Here is an 18,310-nt window from a genome sequence, read left to right as displayed (position 1 = left end):
TTAAAGCTTTTAAATTGAAGTGAAGGCTCATTAATGGTAAAATATACATATTAAGGAAGGATGTGTAAAATGGGTTTATTTGATAAGATTTTTGGATCTTATAGCGATAGAGAAATTAAAAAAATCAATCCATTAGTTGATAAGATAATGGAACTTGATCAGGATATGCAAAAGCTTAGTGATAGTGAGCTTAAGGCTAAAACTGACGAGTTTAGAAATAGATATAAAAATGGAGAAAAACTTGACGACTTGTTAGTTGAAGCTTTTGCAGTAATGAGAGAAGCCTCTTCAAGAGTTTTAGGAATGAAGCATTTTAGGGTGCAAGTTATTGGTGGAATTATTTTACACCAAGGAAGAATTGCTGAAATGAAAACAGGTGAAGGTAAAACATTAGTTGCTACTTTACCTGCTTATCTTAATGCGATTACAGGAGACGGAGTCCACGTAGTAACGGTAAACGACTACTTGGCTGAGCGTGATAGGCTTTGGATGGGCAAAGCCTATGAATTTTTAGGACTTAGTGTAGGCTGCATTCTCCATGATATGAAACCAGAAGAGAGAAAAGAAGCATATAGTTGCGACATAACCTACGGTACCAATAATGAATTCGGATTTGACTATCTTCGTGACAACATGGTTATCTATAAAAATGAAATGGTTCAGAGGAAGCTTAACTACTGTATAGTTGACGAAGTGGACTCAATTCTTATAGATGAGGCAAGAACCCCTCTAATTATTTCAGGTCAGGGCGATGAGTCTACAGATCTTTATGTAAGGGCGAAAAACTTTGTAGACAGCTTAACTTTCAGAATAAAAACCGAAGAAGAGTCTAACTTTGAGAGATTTAATCGTGAATTTGAAGAGGAAACCGTAGATTTTGTTGTTAATGAAAAAGAAAAGACATCAGTTCTTACTTCTAACGGTATAGACAAGGCTGAAAAGTATTTTAATATTGACAACTTGTCAGATCTTGAAAACATGGAAATATCTCACCATATTAACCAGGCTTTAAAGGCTAAGGGAAACATGAAAAGGGATATAGACTACGTTGTAAATGACGGAGAAATTATAATAGTAGACGAATTTACAGGTAGACTTATGTACGGAAGAAGATACTCTGAAGGACTTCACCAAGCTATAGAAGCTAAAGAAGGTCTTGAAGTTAAGGCTGAGTCTAAGACCCTAGCGACAATTACCTTTCAAAATTACTTCAGGATGTACAAGAAGCTTGCCGGTATGACAGGTACTGCTATGACTGAAGAAGAGGAATTTAGAGATATTTATAATATTGACGTTATAGAAATTCCTACAAACAAGCCTGTTATAAGAGATGACTTTAATGATTCTATTTACAAAAATGAAGCTGCTAAATTTAATGCTGTAGTTGAAGATATTAAAGAATCCCACGCAAAGGGACAACCGGTCCTTGTAGGTACAATATCCATTGAAAAGTCCGAAGAACTTTCCAAACTTCTTAAAAGAACCGGAATTAAACATAATGTACTTAATGCAAAAAAACATGCCCAAGAGTCTGAAATAGTAGCTCAAGCAGGACGCTACGGAGCGGTAACTATAGCTACAAACATGGCAGGACGTGGTACTGATATAGTTCTTGGAGGAAATCCTGACTATATGGCTAAGGTTGAACTTAAAAAAGAGGGACTTGAAGAAGAAATTTTGGAACAGGTTGACTCTTTTAACGAAACAGACAATAAGGAAATAATAGAAGCAAGAGCAAGATATAGAGAATTAGTAGATAAATTTAAAGCTGAAACTGATAAAGAAGCAAAAGAAGTAGTAGCTGTTGGAGGCCTTCATATAATTGGAACTGAAAGACATGAGTCAAGACGTATTGACAACCAATTAAGAGGTCGTTCAGGTAGACAGGGAGACCCAGGTTCAACAAGGTTTTATATTTCAGGAGACGACGATCTTATAAGATTGTTTGCAGGAGACAGATTTAAAAACACCATGGAAAAAATCGATGCACCTGATGACGAGCCTATAGAAGCGGGAATACTTACAAGGCTTATAGAATCAGCCCAAAGAAAGGTCGAAGGTAATAACTTCTCAATTCGTAAACACGTTTTACAATATGACGACGTTATGAATAAGCAAAGGGAAGTAATTTATGGAGAAAGAAGAAAAGTCCTTGAAGGTGAAGATGTAAAAGACGACATTCTAGTAATGATTAAGGATGTTATAGATAAGAATGTGGACTTTTACAATAAAATAGACCACGAAAATAAAAACTTTATAGATTATGAGGGCCTAAAGGAATTTGGAATAAGAGTCTTCGGTTTTGATGAGGACTTTCTTGAAGGCTACAGTGAAACCGATCCTTCAAAAATTAAAGAATTTTTCGAGGAAAAAGCAAAAGAAAAATACGCCTTAAAAGAAGAAGATTTCGGATCAGAAAAGTTCAGAGAAGTTGAAAGAGTTGTTCTTCTTCAAGTAGTTGATCAAAAGTGGATGGATCATATAGATGCCATGGATCAACTTAGAAAAGGTATAGGACTTAGGGCGGTAGGCCAGGTAGATCCGGTACGTGCCTACACTCAAGAAGGCTTTGATATGTTTGAAGAAATGAACGAATATATTAAAGAAGATACAGTAAAAATGCTTTTCCATGTAGTTAATGCAGAAAAAGTACAAAGAGTTAGAGTTGCAAAGGAAATAGAAACAGTAAATCCTGATGAAGGAAAGAAAAAGCCCTTTGTTAGAAAGAGCAAGAAGATAGGCAGGAATGATCCTTGTCCTTGCGGCAGCGGGAAAAAATATAAAAATTGCTGCGGCAGAAATATGTGATTGTAATTTTACCTGAAATTTATAAAATATTTTATTTTAGTTGATTTAAAAGCAAGATATGTCAATTCAAAAATTTATACTTTTTGAGAATAACTATATTATTCAGGATATATAGTTAAATATTATACAATTTATATTCCGATAAGTGGGAAAATGACACGTTATGATTAATAATTGTATGTTACATATACCTTGCGAACAGGTAAAAATTATGATAAAATTACGTAAAATCGTAAATAGGAGGAATTGTAATGAGTAAAAAACTTAGAAATCTCATAGGGCTGCTTGTAGTTATGACATTAGTTCTAACTGCATGTGGCGGAAAGAAAGATAGTAATGATACATCAAACTCAGGAGATACCGGAACAGAAACAGCAGCAGAAGGAGAAATTCTTTATACTGCAAACAGATCTGAACCCGGAACACTTGACCCTGCATTGGCACAAGGTACTCATGAGTCATGGATACTTAATCACCTTTTTACAGGTCTTTTAGCCTATGATGAAAGTGGAGAAATTGTACCAGGTATGGCAGATATGCCTGAGGTATCTGAAGACGGATTACATTATACCTTTAAAATTAGAGATGGTATGAAATGGTCCAACGGGGACCCTGTAACTGCAAAAGATTTTGAATTTGCATGGTTAAGAGTTCTTGATCCTGAAACAGCTTCAGTTTATGCTTACCAACTTTATTACTTGGCAGGCGGAGAAGAATATAACGCAGTTGAAAAACCGGGCGTATATTATGTAAAGGATGATGATGGAAAAGACACTGCAGAAGTTGACCACGAAGTAACTTACACTGATGCAGATACACAAGGTCTTGACCTTGAAGGTAAAAGCGATGAAGAAAAGGCTCAAGCAGTTTATGAAAAATGGTTAGCAGATAAAAGAGCAGCTGTAGGAGTTAAGGCTGTAGACGACAAGACTCTTGAAGTTACACTTGCAAATCCTACACCTTACTTTAAAGACTTAACCGCTTTTTATACTCTATATCCTGTAAATGAAAAAGTCGTTTCTGAAAATCCTGATTGGGCATTAAATGCTGACACTCACGTTTCAAACGGAGCATTTAAGCTAAAGACTTGGGAACATGATTCACTTATAGAAATAGTTAAAAATGAAAACTGGTTTAATGCAGACAAGGTAAAGTTTGCTGGAATAACCTGGGACATTCTTGAAGATGCAAATACTGCATATCAAAACTATGACAGTGGTAAATATTGGATGGAAGTAGATCCACCTCAAGAAGTAGTTGCACAAAAGTTTGCTGAAAAGAGTCCTGAACTTATTATAGGAAAACAAGTAGGAACTTACTATTATAACCTTAACAATATTCAAACAGCAGACGGAAAGAATCCTTTCACAAATGCAAATATAAGAAAAGCATTATCAATGTCAATTGATAGAGAAGGTCTTGTAACAAACATTACAAAGGGAGGACAAATTCCTGCAGAAGGTATGGTTCCTTTCGGACTAATGGACGATACAGGAAAAGAATTTAGAGAAGGCAACGGAAATCTAATTAAATATGATCCTGAAGGTGCAAAAGCTTTATTGGAAAAAGGCCTTGGAGAAATGGGACTTACTGTTGCAGATATGAACGGAAAAGTTTTACTTTATAATACTGATGAAAACCACAAGAAAATAGCTCAAGCAGTACAACAAATGTGGAAAGAAAACCTAGGTGTTGAAATTCAACTTGAAAATGTTGACTTTAACGTAAAACTTGCTCGTGAAAAAGCACACGATTTTGATATAAGCCGTGCAGGTTGGGTAGGAGACTATTCAGATCCTATGACTATGATGGATTTATTTGTAACAGGAGGATCTTTCAACGATTCAGGTTACAGTAATCCTAAATATGACGAATTAATTAAGACAGCTGTACAAAGTGCTGACCAAAAAGTTCGTATGGATTCAATGAAGGAAGCTGAAAAAATATTAATGGAAGATATGCCTATTATTCCTGTATATTTCTACACACAACCTTATTTTGTTAAAGAAAATGTAAAAGGCATCTACAAGCCAATGCTTCAATATCCTGTACTGACTTATGCTGAAATGTCAGAATAAACTGATTAACTAAAGGAGCCCCTTGTAGGGGTTCCTTTATTTTAAAAATAGAAAGGATACAACATGCTAAAGTATATAACAAAAAGATTGGGTATGTCAGTTTTGACGATATTCTTCATAATCACTCTAACATTTTTCCTAATGCATGCAGTTCCCGGCAACCCTCTGCAACAGGAAGGTAAAATTCCTCCCACAGTTTATAACAACTTAAGAGTGAAATATGGACTTGATAAATCAACGGGAGAACAATACATAATATATTTGAAAAACATTATAAAATTTGATTTCGGTGAAAGTATGAAATCAAAAACAGAAACAGTAAATGAAATGATTGCCAGAGGATTTCCGGTGTCTGTAAGACTGGGAATACAAGCTCTTATATATGCTATAATAATAGGAATAATCCTTGGATCCCTAGCTGCCATGTATCAAAACCGGTTCCCGGATTATGCCAGTATGGTTTTCGCCTTAATAGGGATTTCCGTACCTTCATTTATTATGGGAACCTTACTTATTCAATTCGTAGCTAAAAATACATCAATCCCCATTAGCGGATGGGGAACCTTTAAACACACCATTTTACCTTCAATTGCCCTATGCTTAATGCCAACGGCACAAATTGCAAGGTTAATGCGTTCATCTATGCTTGAAGTTCTAAATCAAGATTATATGAAAACTGCAAAGAGTAAAGGAATATCTAAGTCAGCAGTAATAATTAAGCATGCTATTAGAAATTCAATTTTGCCGATAATTTCAGCCTTAGGTACAATTTCTACAGATTTACTTGTAGGATCTTTTGTAGTTGAAAAAATTTTCGGTATCCCCGGACTTGGAAGATTTTTTATAAAAAGTATAACTGACAGAGATTACACTCTTATTATGGGGACTACTGTATTTTACGGTTTAGTTTTGGTATTGATGATTTTATTAGTTGATATACTTTATGTTTTTGTAGATCCTAGAATTAAATTATCAGGAGGTAAAAATTGATGAAAGAAAATAATATAAATTTTGTACCATCTCCTGAAATGTTTAAAAAGGTGGATCACGATAAATTAGATGCTGAAACTATTAGAAGACCCACTATAAAATATTGGGCTGATGTTTGGAGAAGACTTAAAAACAATAAGCTTGCCATGGCAGGACTTGTAATAATTATTTTAATGGTTATATTTGCCATTGTAGGGCCCATGATAAGCGGACGTACTTACGAGCAAATGGATATGTTAAATACAAACCAAAGGCCTAATGCAGAAAATTGGTTTGGTACAGATTCCCTAGGCAGAGATTTATTTACCAGAGTAACCTACGGTGCCAGATATTCACTTTCAATAGGTTTTGTTGCAGCTTTTATTAATATAACAGTTGGAGTTTTATATGGCGGCATAGCAGGAATGAATAGCGGTAAAATAGACACTGTAATGATGCGTATTGCTGAGATTATTTACTCTATACCTTACCTGTTAATAGTAATTTTACTTTCAGTAGTATTTTCAAAAAAAGGATCAGGAACCTCTTTTGGGGTAATAATTTTCGCTTTGACCCTTTCGGGTTGGATACCTACTGCTATATTGGTAAGAGGCCAGGTACTCTCCCTTAAAGAATCAGAGTATGTAATGGCTGCAAGATCTATGGGTGCTAAAAGCAATTGGATTTTATTTAAACATATACTTCCCAACACCTTAGGTCCCATTTTAGTTAATTTAACCTTAATTATACCAAGAGCAATATTTTCTGAAGCTACCCTATCATTTGTATCTTTAGGATTGCAAGATCCGCTCCCTTCACTGGGTAATCTAGCAAATAGCGGTATCGAAGTTTTGGCAATAGGAATGGGATATCAAATTCTTATGCCTGGACTTATGATTTCCCTAATTATGTTTGGATTTAATGTTTTGGGAGATGGACTTAGAGATGCACTTGACCCTAGACTTAGAAAGTGAGGCGGCTATGGATAATATACTAGAAGTTAAAGATTTAAGAGTATCATTTAAAACCTTCTTCGGAGAGGTTGAAGCAGTTAGAGGCGTATCATTTAATGTGCCTAGATCAAAAACTGTGGCAATAGTTGGAGAATCAGGTTGCGGTAAAAGTGTTACTGCCAATTCCATTATGAAACTTTTGCCGGATCCGCCGGCTTTCTATAAGGGTGGTTCAATTCTTTTTGAGGGAGAAGATATAGTAAAGAAAACAGATAAGGAAATGAGAAACATTAGAGGTAAAAGTATCTCAATGGTATTTCAGGACCCTATGACCTCTTTGAATCCGACTATGAAGGTTGGAAAACAAATTATGGAAGGTCTTCTTAAACATGAAAACATAAGTAAGGAAGAGGCAAAAAAAAGAGCTATCGAAATTCTTAAAATGGTAAGCGTTCCTAAGGCGGAAACGAGAATTGATCAGTATCCTCACGAGTTTTCAGGGGGTATGCGTCAACGTGTAATGATAGCTATAGCAATGGTTATGAATCCTAAGCTTATGATAGCTGACGAGCCTACTACTGCTCTTGACGTGACTGTACAGGCTCAGATACTTGACCTTATGAAAAAACTTCAAAATGAATTCGGAATGAGTATCATACTTATTACTCACGATTTGGGAGTAGTAGCGGATATGAGTAATATGGTAGAAGTAATGTATGCAGGACAAATTATGGAAGAGGGAACTACAGATGATATTTTCTATAATACCAAGCATCCCTACACTAGAAAGCTCTTAGCATCACTACCAAGACTTGATATGGACAGAAACAATAAGCTTCAAGCAATTCATGGAACACCTCCGGATCTATATATTCCTCCTAAGGGATGTCCTTTTTACGAAAGATGCGATGAGGCTATGGTAGTTTGCAAGGATCATCCGGCGCCTATTAGTGAACATGGCAAGGGTCATTTATGCAGATGCTGGCTATATGATGAAAATATGCCGAAGGAGGGAACATGGAACCTTTAATAAGTGCAAGAAATATAAAGAAATATTTTAAAGTTAAAGAAGGTATATTAAAGGCTGTAGACGGTATAAGTTTCGACATTTATCCCGGAGAGACCTTCGGATTGGTAGGAGAGTCAGGTTGTGGTAAATCCACTACAGGAAGGACCATAACAAGACTTATTGAGCCTACAGAGGGAGAAATGTATTTTGAAGGCGAAAACATATTTGAAATTTCAGAATCTGAACTTAGAAAAAGAAGAAGGGATTTTCAATTTATCTTCCAGGACCCGTATGCTTCTTTAGACCCTCGTATGACAATTGAAGAAATAGTTGCGGAGCCCTTAGAAATTTATGGGGTATATAAGGATGCCGACCAAAGACGTGAAGAAGTAATTGAACTTTTAAACCTAGTAGGTCTTTCAGAAGAACATGGTTCAAGATTTCCTCATGAGTTTTCAGGAGGACAAAGACAACGTGTTGGGGTGGCAAGAGCCCTTGCTTTAAGACCGAAGTTTATAGTTTGTGACGAACCTATATCAGCTCTTGACGTTTCTATACAAGCCCAAGTAATAAATATATTAATAGACCTTCAAGATAAAATGAATTTAACCTATTTATTTATAGCCCATGACTTATCAATGGTGAAATATATATCAGATAGAGTAGGTGTAATGTATCTTGGAAACATGATGGAGGTTGCAAAATCAGAAGAACTTTATTCAAATCCTCTACACCCTTATACAATAGCCCTGCTTTCAGCTATTCCTATAGCAGATCCTAAAGTACAAAAAGAAAAGAAGAGAATAATTTTAAAGGGAGAAGTCCCAAGCCCTATTGATCCTCCTGACAGGTGCCCATTTGCAGACAGATGCCCTAGGGCTGAAGATATGTGCAGGCAGTCAAAACCGGAATTTAAGGAAGTTACTCAAGGACATTTTGTTGCCTGTCATTTAGTTAAATAAAAATTTTATATAATTTAACTTTAAGGGTATATAATTTTAGAGGAAAAGGGTATACTTTAAAGAGATAGAGATTTATCCCCGGCAATTTTAAAATAAAATGAATTTAATTGCAGGAAAAGATTTTATTTCCTTTAACGGTGTGAGATTCTTTTTAATTTAGCATAAGCTAAGAGGAGGTAGTGTATGTTATTCAAAACAAGTCAAGAACATGAAGATCTACGTAAGGCTGTCAGAGACTTTGCTGAAACAGAAGTAAAGCCAATTGCTTTTCAGTTAGATCAAAACAGTGAGTTTCCAGATGAAATAGTTAAAAAAATGGGAGAAAACGGTTGGATGGGATTACCCTATCCTAAAGAATATGGTGGAGCAGGAAAAGATGTACTTTCATATGCAATTGCCGTAGAAGAACTTTCAAGAGTAGATGGCGGTACAGGAGTAATTCTATCAGCTCATACATCTTTAGGTTCATACCCTATTGAAGCCTTCGGAACAGAAGAACAAAAGAAAAAATATCTAGTTCCCCTAGCTCAAGGTAAGGCAATAGGTGCTTTCGGTTTAACGGAACCTGATGCAGGTAGTGATGCCAGCGGTACAAAGACAGTAGCTGAACTAGACGGAGATTACTATATATTAAACGGAAATAAAATTTTTATTACCAATGCTCCTAAAGCTGATTTTTATGTAGTATTTGCAGTAACAACTCCCGGAATAGGAAGCCACGGTATTTCAGCATTTATAGTTGAAAGAGGCTGGGAGGGATTTACCTTTGGAGATCCCTATGACAAACTAGGTATAAGATCTTCAAGCACTGCTGAACTTATTTTTAACAATGTAAAGGTTCCAAAGGAGAACCTACTTGGACAAGAAGGTCAAGGATTTAGAATCGCACTTCAAACTCTTGACGGAGGTCGTATAGGTATAGCTTCACAAGCGCTTGGTATAGCTCAAGGAGCTTATGAAGTAGCTTTAAAATATGCTAAAGAAAGAGTACAATTCGGAAAACCTATAGCACAACAACAAGCGGTAGCTTTTAAACTTGCTGACATGGCTACTAAAATCAGAGCTGCAAGATTTTTAGTATATTCAGCAGCTGAAATGAAACAAAACCATGAAAACTATGGTATGGAATCTGCCATGGCTAAAAAGTACGCATCACAAGTTGCCCTTGAAGTTGTAAATGAAGCACTTCAAATTCACGGTGGTAACGGATACCTAAAGGGCATGGAAGTAGAAAGATTCTATCGTGATGCAAAAATTACTACTATTTATGAAGGAACCAACGAAATTCAAAACGTAGTTATAGCAGCAAACATTATCGGAAAGATGCCTAAAGAAAAGAAAAGAGGAGCAGCACCTGGCAAAAAGGAAGGCCCCATTACAGGCGTTAGAAAAAGACATATTATAAAAGCCGACAGCCCTCAAGAAGCTGTAAATGAATTGGTAGAAAATCTAAAAAAGGACGGATATGACTTTTCTGTAGGTATTCCTATTGATACACCTATATCAGAAGCTGAAAGAGTAGTATCAGTTGGAAAGGGTATAGGATCAGCTGAAAATATGAAGGCTGCAAAGGCACTTGCCCATGCAGCAGGAGCAGCACTTGGCTCTTCAAGACCTGTAGCTGAAAATATGAAATTAGTTCCTCTTGAAAGATATGTAGGTATGTCAGGACAAAAATTTAAAGGCAATTTATATATCGCCCTTGGAATTTCCGGCGCATCTCAACACTTAAAGGGTATAAAAGACGCATCAACTATAGTTGCAATTAATACTAATGCAGGAGCACATATATTTAAAAATGCCGACTATGGTATAGTAGGCGACATACATGAAATTATGCCTTTATTGACAGAAGCTTTAGGAAAAGGTGAAAAGAAACCTGCACCTCCAATGAAGAAGGTTAGAAGATCTAAGCCTAGAAAACTTGCACCTAATTATGGAGTATATGTATGTCCGGGTTGTGGTTACGAATATGATCCTAACTACGGAGATCCTGAAGGTGAAATTGATCCGGGAACAACATTTGAAAAATTACCGGATGATTGGGCATGTCCTGAATGTCAAGAAGAAAAGAAAAACTTTATTAAAGCAGATTTTCCTGCTGATAGAAAATAACAGGGGGGCAAATTATGTATACTGTTAGAAAAGTTACTGAAGACCTCTATTGGGTTGGGGCAAATGATCACAGATTAGCACTTTTTGAAAATATATTTCCAATTTCAAGAGGAGTATCCTACAATTCATATCTACTTGAAGATGAAAAAACAGTTTTATTTGATACAGTAGATTGGTCAGCAGCACGTGATCTTATAAAAAATATAAAAGACGTTATCGGAGATAAGGACCTTGATTATGTAGTAGTACACCATATGGAACCGGATCACGGCGGATCATTGGAAGAAATTTGCATAAGATATCCTAATGTAACAATAGTTTCAAGTGAACAAGGCTTTGAAATTATGAGACAAATCGGATTTTCAAAGGTAGATGAACATAAGCAAATAATAGTTAAAGAAGGAGACACAATAAGCTTTGGTAAACATACCTTTGCTTTTGTAGAAGCACCTATGGTTCACTGGCCTGAAGTTTTAATGAGTTTTGATGTTACAAACGGAGTTCTTTTCACAGCCGATGCTTTCGGTAGCTTCGGAGCTTTAGACGGAAAGCTGTTTAATGACGAAGTTAACTTTGATAGAGATTGGCTTGATGACGCAAGAAGATATTATTCGAATATAGTAGGAAAATACGGTCCTTTTGTACAAGATGTACTAAAGAAAGCAGCAACCTTGGATATTAAATATATCTGTCCTCTTCATGGACCGGTTTGGAGAAACGATTTTGCTTACTTACTTGATAAATATGATAAGTGGTCAAAGTATGAACCGGAAGAAACAGGTGTTGTAATTGCTTATGCTTCCATGTACGGCAACACTGAGCATGCTGCACAAACTCTTGCATCAAGACTTTGTGATAAGGGCATGACAAATGTAGTAGTACATGACGTGTCAAGAACAGATGTATCTGAGCTGATTTCAGATGTATTTAAGTATTCACACTTAGTTCTTGCATCTGTAACCTATAACCTTAATATATATCCTGTTATGAAGAACTTTATAATGGATATGGCAGCTCTTAATGTACAAAACAGAACCATAGCAATTATAGAAAATGGAACTTGGGCTTGTACAGTAGGCGACAAGATGGAAGAAATTATTGATGACGAGCTTAAGCTTTGCGACGTGCTAAATGACAGAGTAACAATTAATACCTCTCTTAACAAGGCTAATGCCAACGATATGAACAGCCTTGTTGATTCCATTCTTGAATCAATGAAAAATATAAAGGAATTAAAGGAAAAATTAAATAAATAATCTCACTCTTTAATTCTTTTAAAATTATTAAATAAACTGACCTTAGACTGATTTTAAGTCTTAAGGTCAGTTTTTATATTAAGACCTACTTTTAGCTTAATTAGATCTTAATGAATCTATAAATATTTAATATAAAAGCTGATGTTACTTAGCCCGTATAAATAACACCAGTTTATAAAATTTTTATATTCTTTCATAAAGGGCAAGCCCGAATAATTGGGGCTTGTTTAGTTAAAAGCAAGATGACTTAGACTTAATACTATTAGACCTGAGGTTAAATTACCAAGAGCTATAGCAAGCAGAGATAATTTTTTATCCAGGTTAGCCACATCTGATATAAGAGATGCTGACCAAACTCCTGTCCCGGGAAGAGGTATGGCAACAAAGAAATATAGTCCAAGCATTTTGTACTTCATTAGATTTTCATATTTTAAATTTGATTTTATTATTAATCTTTTAATTGTGCTTTTAAGAACTTTAAAGCCCTTCAGATAATTAAATACCTTCCTTATAAAGTAGATTATAAAGAAGGCGGGAATCATTGAACCTATATAGGCATAGATAAAGGCTTCATAAACCTTTAAGTCTAAGGAAATCCCTAAAGGTATTGCCAATCTAAGTTCAAAAAAAGGTAGCATGGATATAAAAACAACTGCCAAAGCAGGTGGAAAAACATCACCTATATCATTTAAAAAAGTATCCATATAATCACCGATTATTTGGATTTTTCTTCAACAAAAATATTTGGAGCAACAAGATAATTATGTTTGCCGCCAATAATTGAGTCTTGACCTATTCTTGTATAAGGAGCTACAAAGTTTCCATTATAGATATAAAGTCCTACAACTCCCTGATAATCCTCCAGACTCACCTTATTAGGACTGGAGAAATTTATAAACTTAAGTGGGGAAGCCTTATAAAACTTTTGGTAAATATATTCTTCCTTAACAGCTTTATCTAAAACTTTCTCCCATTCATTTTGACTTAGAGAGACACCTGTATAAACTCCACTTGTTTGATATCCGTCAAAGGGCTTTATAATATAATCGTCCTTATTATTTTTTAACTCTTTAAGTGCATCCTCACTAAGGTAGTCGGTAAAGGGTATATGCTTTTCTATAAAGGTCCTTTCTTCTTCATTTAGAAAGGCAAGGGTATCCCTGTGCCTTAAAATATAAAAGGTAAGCTTTGTGTGAAGAAGGTGAGTTCTAAAAGAGCCTAACATAACAAAAGCTTTATCTTTATAGGCAGCTATAAAGTCCTTGGCCTCATCATAGTATTTCATAAATTCCAAGGCAACAAATCTTCTATAAACTAAATCTATAGAGTAATCCTTCCACATAAGTTTTCCATTTTTATAGGTTAAATCTCTAGGATCGCAAATTTCACAGTTATAACCTTTTTCTCTATAATAGTCCCTAAAAATTAAAAAGTCCGCAGTAGTACCCACATTTAAAATATCAACTATGGCGATATTAGGCTTTTTATCTGAAACAGTCCTATAGATATTAAGCGACTCATCTACCCATGGAAGAAAAGTATTTATATTTTTAACCTTATAATTATTTTTAAAGGTCTCCATTGCAAGGGAGCTTTCAATTTCTTTACCTACAAGGAGCTCTTCATTCATGGCGGAAGTACCGTCTGTATTAAATTCCACAAACATAAAATCCTTAGGGTTCTTATAAAACATATCATATCGGCAAATAGGTATAGGGGTTTTGTATCCGGGATCTATTAAAATAAGCTCTTCAAGCTTCTTATCAAAATTAAAAAGCTTTCTATATTCCGGATTTCTAATATATTCCTTTACGACTTTTTCCGATATAGTCATAAGAGTCTTTGAAATAGATTTAAAGTTTTCAACCTCCTCTTTGCTATAGAAAAGTCCTTGATAAGGATATTTAACTAAGTGCCCCTGATTATCTTTAAAGGATTTTTCCACTCTTTTTTGTATATTCTCGTAGTCATTATAATATTTTTTAGGATTTTTATTAACAATTTCAAAGTAATCTTTAACGTATTTATCGTTATACATTTTTCATCTCCAATATGTCAGCCTTTAAAAGTTCTTTTAAATCTTTTTTGTCCTTATTTTTGTAAAATATATCTTTAGGAGTAAGTCCTTCATCCATAAGCTCTTTAATAGGATCAAGATATGATTTTTCTTTTGAATCAAGACCTGATGATGCAAGATTTATTAATTCTTTTCCATGATCTAAAATAGACCTTCCTAAGTAGTTGGCATAAAGCCCGGTTTCTTCACTATCAGCCTTAGCTCTCATAGCTAATTCGTAGCTACTGTCCTTATATAAACTTTCCAATTTAAGAAGATTTTCCTCACTGTAGAAAAGCCCTTTAATTAATGCGACAGCTGCAAAATTTAATTTGTAGGGTACTGCATCAAACATTCTGAATTCCAAGTAAGTCTTGACTCTAAGATCCGGAAAGACAATGGAAAGAGCATGGAAAATGAGCTCATCGCTATCATCTTCATTAAATATTTCATAAAATTTTTTACCTTGAGCATCGGACAGTTTTCCATCTCTTTCTATAAATATCGGAGTAGTATTTAAAATAAAGTTCGCATATTTATCATAGGAAAAGTCCTTGTCAAAGCCGATTTTCAAAAGTCCTGACCTTTCGCTATCAGTGTTCTCCCAGATTTTTTGTCTAAGGTTATGTTTATTATAAACCTCGCCTTCAAAAATAGGTGCATTGTCAAACATAGAGTAAAAAATAGGAGACAGAGCTGAGCCTAAATGGAACTTTCTGATAAAATCCCTTTCATTTTCAAAGTCTATGGCAACTTGTACAGATCCGCTGCCCTTCATCATGTTATGTGCCATAGATCCTCTTTTCTTAAAGTGCTCAAACATATAAGAGTATCTTTTTTTAGGCAAAAGGGTAATTTCATCAATTTTAGTCACAGGATGATAGCCAAGTGAAATTATACTTTGATTTTTCTTTTTAAAAATTTCCACAGCATTTTTCATAAAATCTACATAAATTCTTTCAAGTTCAGCTATAGTGCCTTGAGATTTAATACTTATTTCAAATTGTGCACCGGGTTCAGTTGAAATTGAAAAATTTTCTGCAAAAAAGCCAAGCATATAATCATCATCCATTAAAGGCTGTGCCTTATACAAGCTACAAAGCTCTCTAATACTTTCTTCAACTCCATTTTCTCCATAATAGGAAATTGTTTTAAAAGTATTATTACTTATAATAAAGTTTTCAAATTCTCCGCCTACTGTAAAATCAGATCTGGGAGTTTCTCCATTTTTAATATAAGATTTAATTTTTTCTTTAATTAATTTTGAGTCCATAATAACCTCCATCTATAATAAATTGATACCCTAAAAGTATATAATCTAAAGGAATAAAAAATAAAAGCGGGAGCTGATTTGAAAATTTAATGAAAGAAGTAAATTAAAGAGATATTAAGGAGCATATTATTATATGAGAAAAATAAACTGATATAAAAATTGGACAATAAAATATTGCAATTTATTAACTCTATTACCATATATAAAAAGAAAGCTGTGAAAAGGTTTCGTTTCAGTCGTATGAGCTTAAAAGATTTGGCTGAAGCTTTTGCAGCAGGTGCCAAGTCCACTATCAGTGTTGCAATTGCCTTTGCCTGTGTAGGCATTATAGTAGGAGTAGCTGCTCAAACGGGTTTTGCACTTAATGTTGCATCTACTATTATTAGAACTGGTCAACAAAGTATTTTCTTAACCTTGTTATTTACAATGGTTACTTGTATAATTCTTGGAATGGGACTTCCATCTATTCCTTCATACTTGATTACAGCAACTATTGCCGCTCCTGCATTAGTAGAATTAAAGGTTCCTGCATTAGCAGCTCATTTATTCTGCTTCTACTTTGCTATGCTCACTCTTTTTATAAGCATAAAAATTTTATAGATAATTTTAACTTTATTTTAATAATATTTTAAATGCCTTTTAAGATTTGCAAAGTATAATAAAAATGGTGATATTATGAAAGGTGCAAATAGAGGCTTTAAGAAAAAAAGAACTTTTATTTTTAAACTTGTAAGGCTTATCTTAACTCTTTTTATAGTTTTTATTATTTTTCCAAGAATAGGTGTTTATTCTTTTATTTTTGACAGGGGAAGTTATAGAGACAATTACTTTCAAGGAGAAATTATATCTGATCTTGAGGAGTTAAGCCCCAATACTAAAAAGCTTGCCTATAAATTTTTAGAAAGGTGTGAAGAGGAAGGTCTTAGTGTTATTGTAACGGAAACCTACAGAACACAAGAAAGGCAGGAAAAATTATACGCTCAGGGTAGAACTGAAGAGGGAAATAAAGTAACCTGGACTAGAAACAGCAATCACACAAAAAGGCATGCCTTTGATATAGCAAAGGCAGGCAGTGATCCTTACGGTGATATGGAATTTTTCAGGAAATGTGCCGACATAGCTTTGGAAGTGGGACTTACTCCCGGCTATTATTTTAAGACCTATAAGGACCCTCCTCATATGGAATTTAATGCTTGGTGGTTAAAAAAATAAAAAAAAGACTTGACATTGTTATTTTAAAGAATTAGAATGTAGGAAATGCTAAGACAGAGAGAAAGATATGGATCTTTTTTACAGAGAGTCGGGCTTGGTGAAAACCGGCACTAAGAGAAATATGTAATATTCACTCTACAGTAGGACGGCTGAATAATAGTAGGTTGTCTCGGAAGTCTCCGTTATCATAGGCTATGAGTTGTTAGACTCTGATGAGGTAATCTTTGATTATAAAATTAGGTGGTACCGCGAATATCCTTCGTCCTATGTGACGGAGGTTTTTTTATTATAAAAAACTTTTACCTAATGTCTTTTATAAAGATAACCCTATTTCTAACAAATAATTTTATGGAGGAAGAAATGAAAAAAATATTAGTCTTGTTAGTTATGATTGGTTTGTTAACAGCTTGCGGTAAAAACAGCAAGGAAGTAAGTGAGAATACTAAAGAAAACGCCGACTCAGCAAATACTCAAGTGTCAGAGGAATCAAAGGATCAGGGAGAAAAGAAAAAAATAGGTATAATAAAATACATTGACCACGTTTCGCTTGATGCTGCTAAGGAAGGTTTTGTGGAAGAACTTGAAAAACAAGGACTTGACGTTGAAATTGAAGAAGTTTCAGCTAACGGGGATATGAATCTTATAACAACCCTTGCTCAAAAACTTGAGGGAGATCACGTTGATTTGGTATATGCAATTTCTACACCATCAGCTCAGGGAGCAAAAAATGTAATTCACGACATACCTGTAGTCTTTTCAGCAGTAACAGATCCTGTTGGAGCAGGTTTAGTTGAATCATTTGAAAATCCAGGGGGAAATATTACAGGAGTATCAGACTATATAGATCCGGGACAACAAATAGATGAATTTTTAAAAGTTTATCCGGATGTAAAAACTTTTGGAGTTTTATATAGCACATCAGAACAAAACTCTCAGGTACAGGTTGAAGAACTTGGAAAGGCTCTTGAAGAAAGAGGTTTAAAACTTGAAAAAACCGGTATAACCAATGTTAACGATATTCCTCAAGCTATAGCGGTTCTTTCAGGAAAGATAGATGCACTTTTTGCCATAACGGATAATATGGTGGCAAATGCGGCTCCTATAGTTTCAGAAAATTTATTAAAGAATAAAATACCTTCCCTATCTTCAGAAGAAGGACAGGTAAAGGAAGGACTTTTAATGAGTGAGGGAGTTAACTATAAGGAACAGGGAGCACAAGCGGCAAGACTTGCCTTAAAAATTTTAAACGGAGAAGACGTAAAAACTATTCCTGTTGAATATAATGAGGTAAATGACAAGCTTGTAAATGGTAAAACAGCTGAAGCTTTAGGTGTAGATTTAAACAATGAAATGTTTAAGGATGCCGATATAATTAAATAATAAAAATTTCAATGTTTCTACTTGACTTTAAACCGATACCATAATATAATACTGATTAATTTAATATTGGTTATACAAAAGAGAAGGAAAAATAAGATTTTTCACAGAGAGTGGCTGAGGGTGAGATGCCATAAATATTATTTTTTAATACACTTTTGGGCCATATCTGTTGAATTAACAGTAGATAGATACGTTAAATGCGTTAAATTTATGAGAGCATCTTTAGATGTTAATTAGGG

Annotated in this window: 14 protein-coding genes and 2 other annotated features (1 of these 16 only partly in view); of the genes, 11 read left to right on the top strand and 3 right to left on the bottom strand. The window is 34.6% G+C overall.

The window, feature by feature from the left end:
- Window positions 1–69: 69 nt before the first annotated feature.
- The 8 genes from secA (at window position 70) to PEPCATONIAE_RS02180 (ending at window position 12,150) form a co-directional block, all read left to right on the top strand.
- Window positions 70–2,808 carry a preprotein translocase subunit SecA gene (secA, locus tag PEPCATONIAE_RS02215; RefSeq protein WP_138159353.1) on the top strand — a complete coding sequence of 913 codons (2,739 nt, stop codon included), beginning with the start codon at window positions 70–72 and terminating at the stop codon, window positions 2,806–2,808.
- Window positions 2,809–3,059: 251 nt separating this feature from the next.
- Complete coding sequence (locus PEPCATONIAE_RS02210; protein ID WP_138159352.1) at window positions 3,060–4,886, top strand: peptide ABC transporter substrate-binding protein; 1,827 nt, start codon at window positions 3,060–3,062, stop codon at window positions 4,884–4,886.
- A gap of 63 nt (window positions 4,887–4,949) precedes the next feature.
- Window positions 4,950–5,876 carry an ABC transporter permease gene (locus PEPCATONIAE_RS02205; RefSeq protein WP_138159351.1) on the top strand — a complete coding sequence of 309 codons (927 nt, stop codon included), beginning with the start codon at window positions 4,950–4,952 and terminating at the stop codon, window positions 5,874–5,876.
- On the top strand, window positions 5,876–6,829 hold the full coding sequence (locus PEPCATONIAE_RS02200) for an ABC transporter permease (protein ID WP_138159350.1): 954 nt from the start codon (window positions 5,876–5,878) through the stop codon (window positions 6,827–6,829). Before PEPCATONIAE_RS02205 ends, PEPCATONIAE_RS02200 begins: the two co-directional genes overlap by 1 nt.
- Window positions 6,830–6,836: 7 nt before the next feature.
- On the top strand, window positions 6,837–7,838 hold the full coding sequence (locus PEPCATONIAE_RS02195; RefSeq protein WP_138159349.1) for an ABC transporter ATP-binding protein: 1,002 nt from the start codon (window positions 6,837–6,839) through the stop codon (window positions 7,836–7,838).
- On the top strand, window positions 7,826–8,779 hold the full coding sequence (locus tag PEPCATONIAE_RS02190; RefSeq protein ID WP_138159348.1) for an ABC transporter ATP-binding protein: 954 nt from the start codon (window positions 7,826–7,828) through the stop codon (window positions 8,777–8,779). Before PEPCATONIAE_RS02195 ends, PEPCATONIAE_RS02190 begins: the two co-directional genes overlap by 13 nt.
- Window positions 8,780–8,962: 183 nt before the next feature.
- Window positions 8,963–10,894: an acyl-CoA dehydrogenase family protein gene (locus PEPCATONIAE_RS02185; protein ID WP_138159347.1), complete on the top strand. Its 1,932-nt coding sequence runs from the start codon at window positions 8,963–8,965 to the stop codon at window positions 10,892–10,894.
- A gap of 14 nt (window positions 10,895–10,908) precedes the next feature.
- The gene (locus PEPCATONIAE_RS02180) at window positions 10,909–12,150 is read left to right on the top strand and encodes an FprA family A-type flavoprotein (RefSeq protein WP_138159346.1); all 1,242 of its coding nucleotides are present in this window, start codon (window positions 10,909–10,911) and stop codon (window positions 12,148–12,150) included.
- Between the two features lie 227 nt (window positions 12,151–12,377).
- Here the strand turns inward: PEPCATONIAE_RS02180 and PEPCATONIAE_RS02175 are convergent, their stop codons facing one another.
- The 3 genes from PEPCATONIAE_RS02175 to PEPCATONIAE_RS02165 are packed head-to-tail and all read right to left on the bottom strand — an operon-like array spanning window position 12,378 to window position 15,479.
- Entirely contained in the window at window positions 12,378–12,854 is a 477-nt protein-coding gene (locus PEPCATONIAE_RS02175) for a COG2426 family protein (protein ID WP_138159345.1), read from the bottom strand.
- Window positions 12,855–12,865: 11 nt separating this feature from the next.
- Window positions 12,866–14,188: a glutathionylspermidine synthase family protein gene (locus tag PEPCATONIAE_RS02170; RefSeq protein WP_138159344.1), complete on the bottom strand. Its 1,323-nt coding sequence runs from the start codon at window positions 14,186–14,188 to the stop codon at window positions 12,866–12,868.
- Window positions 14,181–15,479 carry a glutamate-cysteine ligase family protein gene (locus PEPCATONIAE_RS02165; RefSeq protein ID WP_138159343.1) on the bottom strand — a complete coding sequence of 433 codons (1,299 nt, stop codon included), beginning with the start codon at window positions 15,477–15,479 and terminating at the stop codon, window positions 14,181–14,183. Before PEPCATONIAE_RS02165 ends, PEPCATONIAE_RS02170 begins: the two co-directional genes overlap by 8 nt.
- A gap of 216 nt (window positions 15,480–15,695) precedes the next feature.
- Here PEPCATONIAE_RS02165 and PEPCATONIAE_RS02160 point away from each other — a divergent pair, with 216 nt between their 5' ends.
- From PEPCATONIAE_RS02160 to PEPCATONIAE_RS02150, 3 genes are all read left to right on the top strand, one after another.
- Window positions 15,696–16,079, top strand: coding sequence for a TRAP transporter large permease subunit (locus PEPCATONIAE_RS02160; RefSeq protein WP_282957728.1), 384 nt, complete (start codon window positions 15,696–15,698; stop codon window positions 16,077–16,079).
- Between the two features lie 75 nt (window positions 16,080–16,154).
- Window positions 16,155–16,691, top strand: a complete 537-nt coding sequence (locus PEPCATONIAE_RS02155; protein WP_138159342.1) for a M15 family metallopeptidase — start codon at window positions 16,155–16,157, stop codon at window positions 16,689–16,691.
- 41 nt (window positions 16,692–16,732) lie between these two features.
- Window positions 16,733–16,961: a binding site (T-box leader), on the top strand.
- Between the two features lie 90 nt (window positions 16,962–17,051).
- On the top strand, window positions 17,052–18,071 hold the full coding sequence (locus PEPCATONIAE_RS02150) for an ABC transporter substrate-binding protein (RefSeq protein ID WP_138159341.1): 1,020 nt from the start codon (window positions 17,052–17,054) through the stop codon (window positions 18,069–18,071).
- 63 nt (window positions 18,072–18,134) lie between these two features.
- Window positions 18,135–18,310, top strand: a binding site (T-box leader) (it continues 34 nt past the right edge of the window).

Origin of the sequence: Peptoniphilus catoniae (assembly GCF_901447155.2) — a bacterium.
Taxonomy (GTDB): Bacteria; Bacillota; Clostridia; order Tissierellales; family Peptoniphilaceae; genus Peptoniphilus_E; species Peptoniphilus_E catoniae.
This window is presented reverse-complemented; position numbering and strand designations above follow the sequence as displayed.

Excerpts from the sequence above, each read along its gene's own strand:
- secA (WP_138159353.1), top strand. The coding sequence starts at position 70 with ATGGGTTTATTTGATAAGATTTTTGGATCTTATAGCGATAGAGAAATT.
- PEPCATONIAE_RS02210 (WP_138159352.1), top strand. The coding sequence starts at position 3,060 with ATGAGTAAAAAACTTAGAAATCTCATAGGGCTGCTTGTAGTTATGACA.
- PEPCATONIAE_RS02205 (WP_138159351.1), top strand. The coding sequence starts at position 4,950 with ATGCTAAAGTATATAACAAAAAGATTGGGTATGTCAGTTTTGACGATA.
- PEPCATONIAE_RS02200 (WP_138159350.1), top strand. The coding sequence starts at position 5,876 with ATGAAAGAAAATAATATAAATTTTGTACCATCTCCTGAAATGTTTAAA.
- PEPCATONIAE_RS02195 (WP_138159349.1), top strand. The coding sequence starts at position 6,837 with ATGGATAATATACTAGAAGTTAAAGATTTAAGAGTATCATTTAAAACC.
- PEPCATONIAE_RS02190 (WP_138159348.1), top strand. The coding sequence starts at position 7,826 with ATGGAACCTTTAATAAGTGCAAGAAATATAAAGAAATATTTTAAAGTT.
- PEPCATONIAE_RS02185 (WP_138159347.1), top strand. The coding sequence starts at position 8,963 with ATGTTATTCAAAACAAGTCAAGAACATGAAGATCTACGTAAGGCTGTC.
- PEPCATONIAE_RS02180 (WP_138159346.1), top strand. The coding sequence starts at position 10,909 with ATGTATACTGTTAGAAAAGTTACTGAAGACCTCTATTGGGTTGGGGCA.
- PEPCATONIAE_RS02175 (WP_138159345.1), bottom strand. The coding sequence starts at position 12,854 with ATGGATACTTTTTTAAATGATATAGGTGATGTTTTTCCACCTGCTTTG.
- PEPCATONIAE_RS02170 (WP_138159344.1), bottom strand. The coding sequence starts at position 14,188 with ATGTATAACGATAAATACGTTAAAGATTACTTTGAAATTGTTAATAAA.
- PEPCATONIAE_RS02165 (WP_138159343.1), bottom strand. The coding sequence starts at position 15,479 with ATGGACTCAAAATTAATTAAAGAAAAAATTAAATCTTATATTAAAAAT.
- PEPCATONIAE_RS02155 (WP_138159342.1), top strand. The coding sequence starts at position 16,155 with ATGAAAGGTGCAAATAGAGGCTTTAAGAAAAAAAGAACTTTTATTTTT.
- PEPCATONIAE_RS02150 (WP_138159341.1), top strand. The coding sequence starts at position 17,052 with ATGAAAAAAATATTAGTCTTGTTAGTTATGATTGGTTTGTTAACAGCT.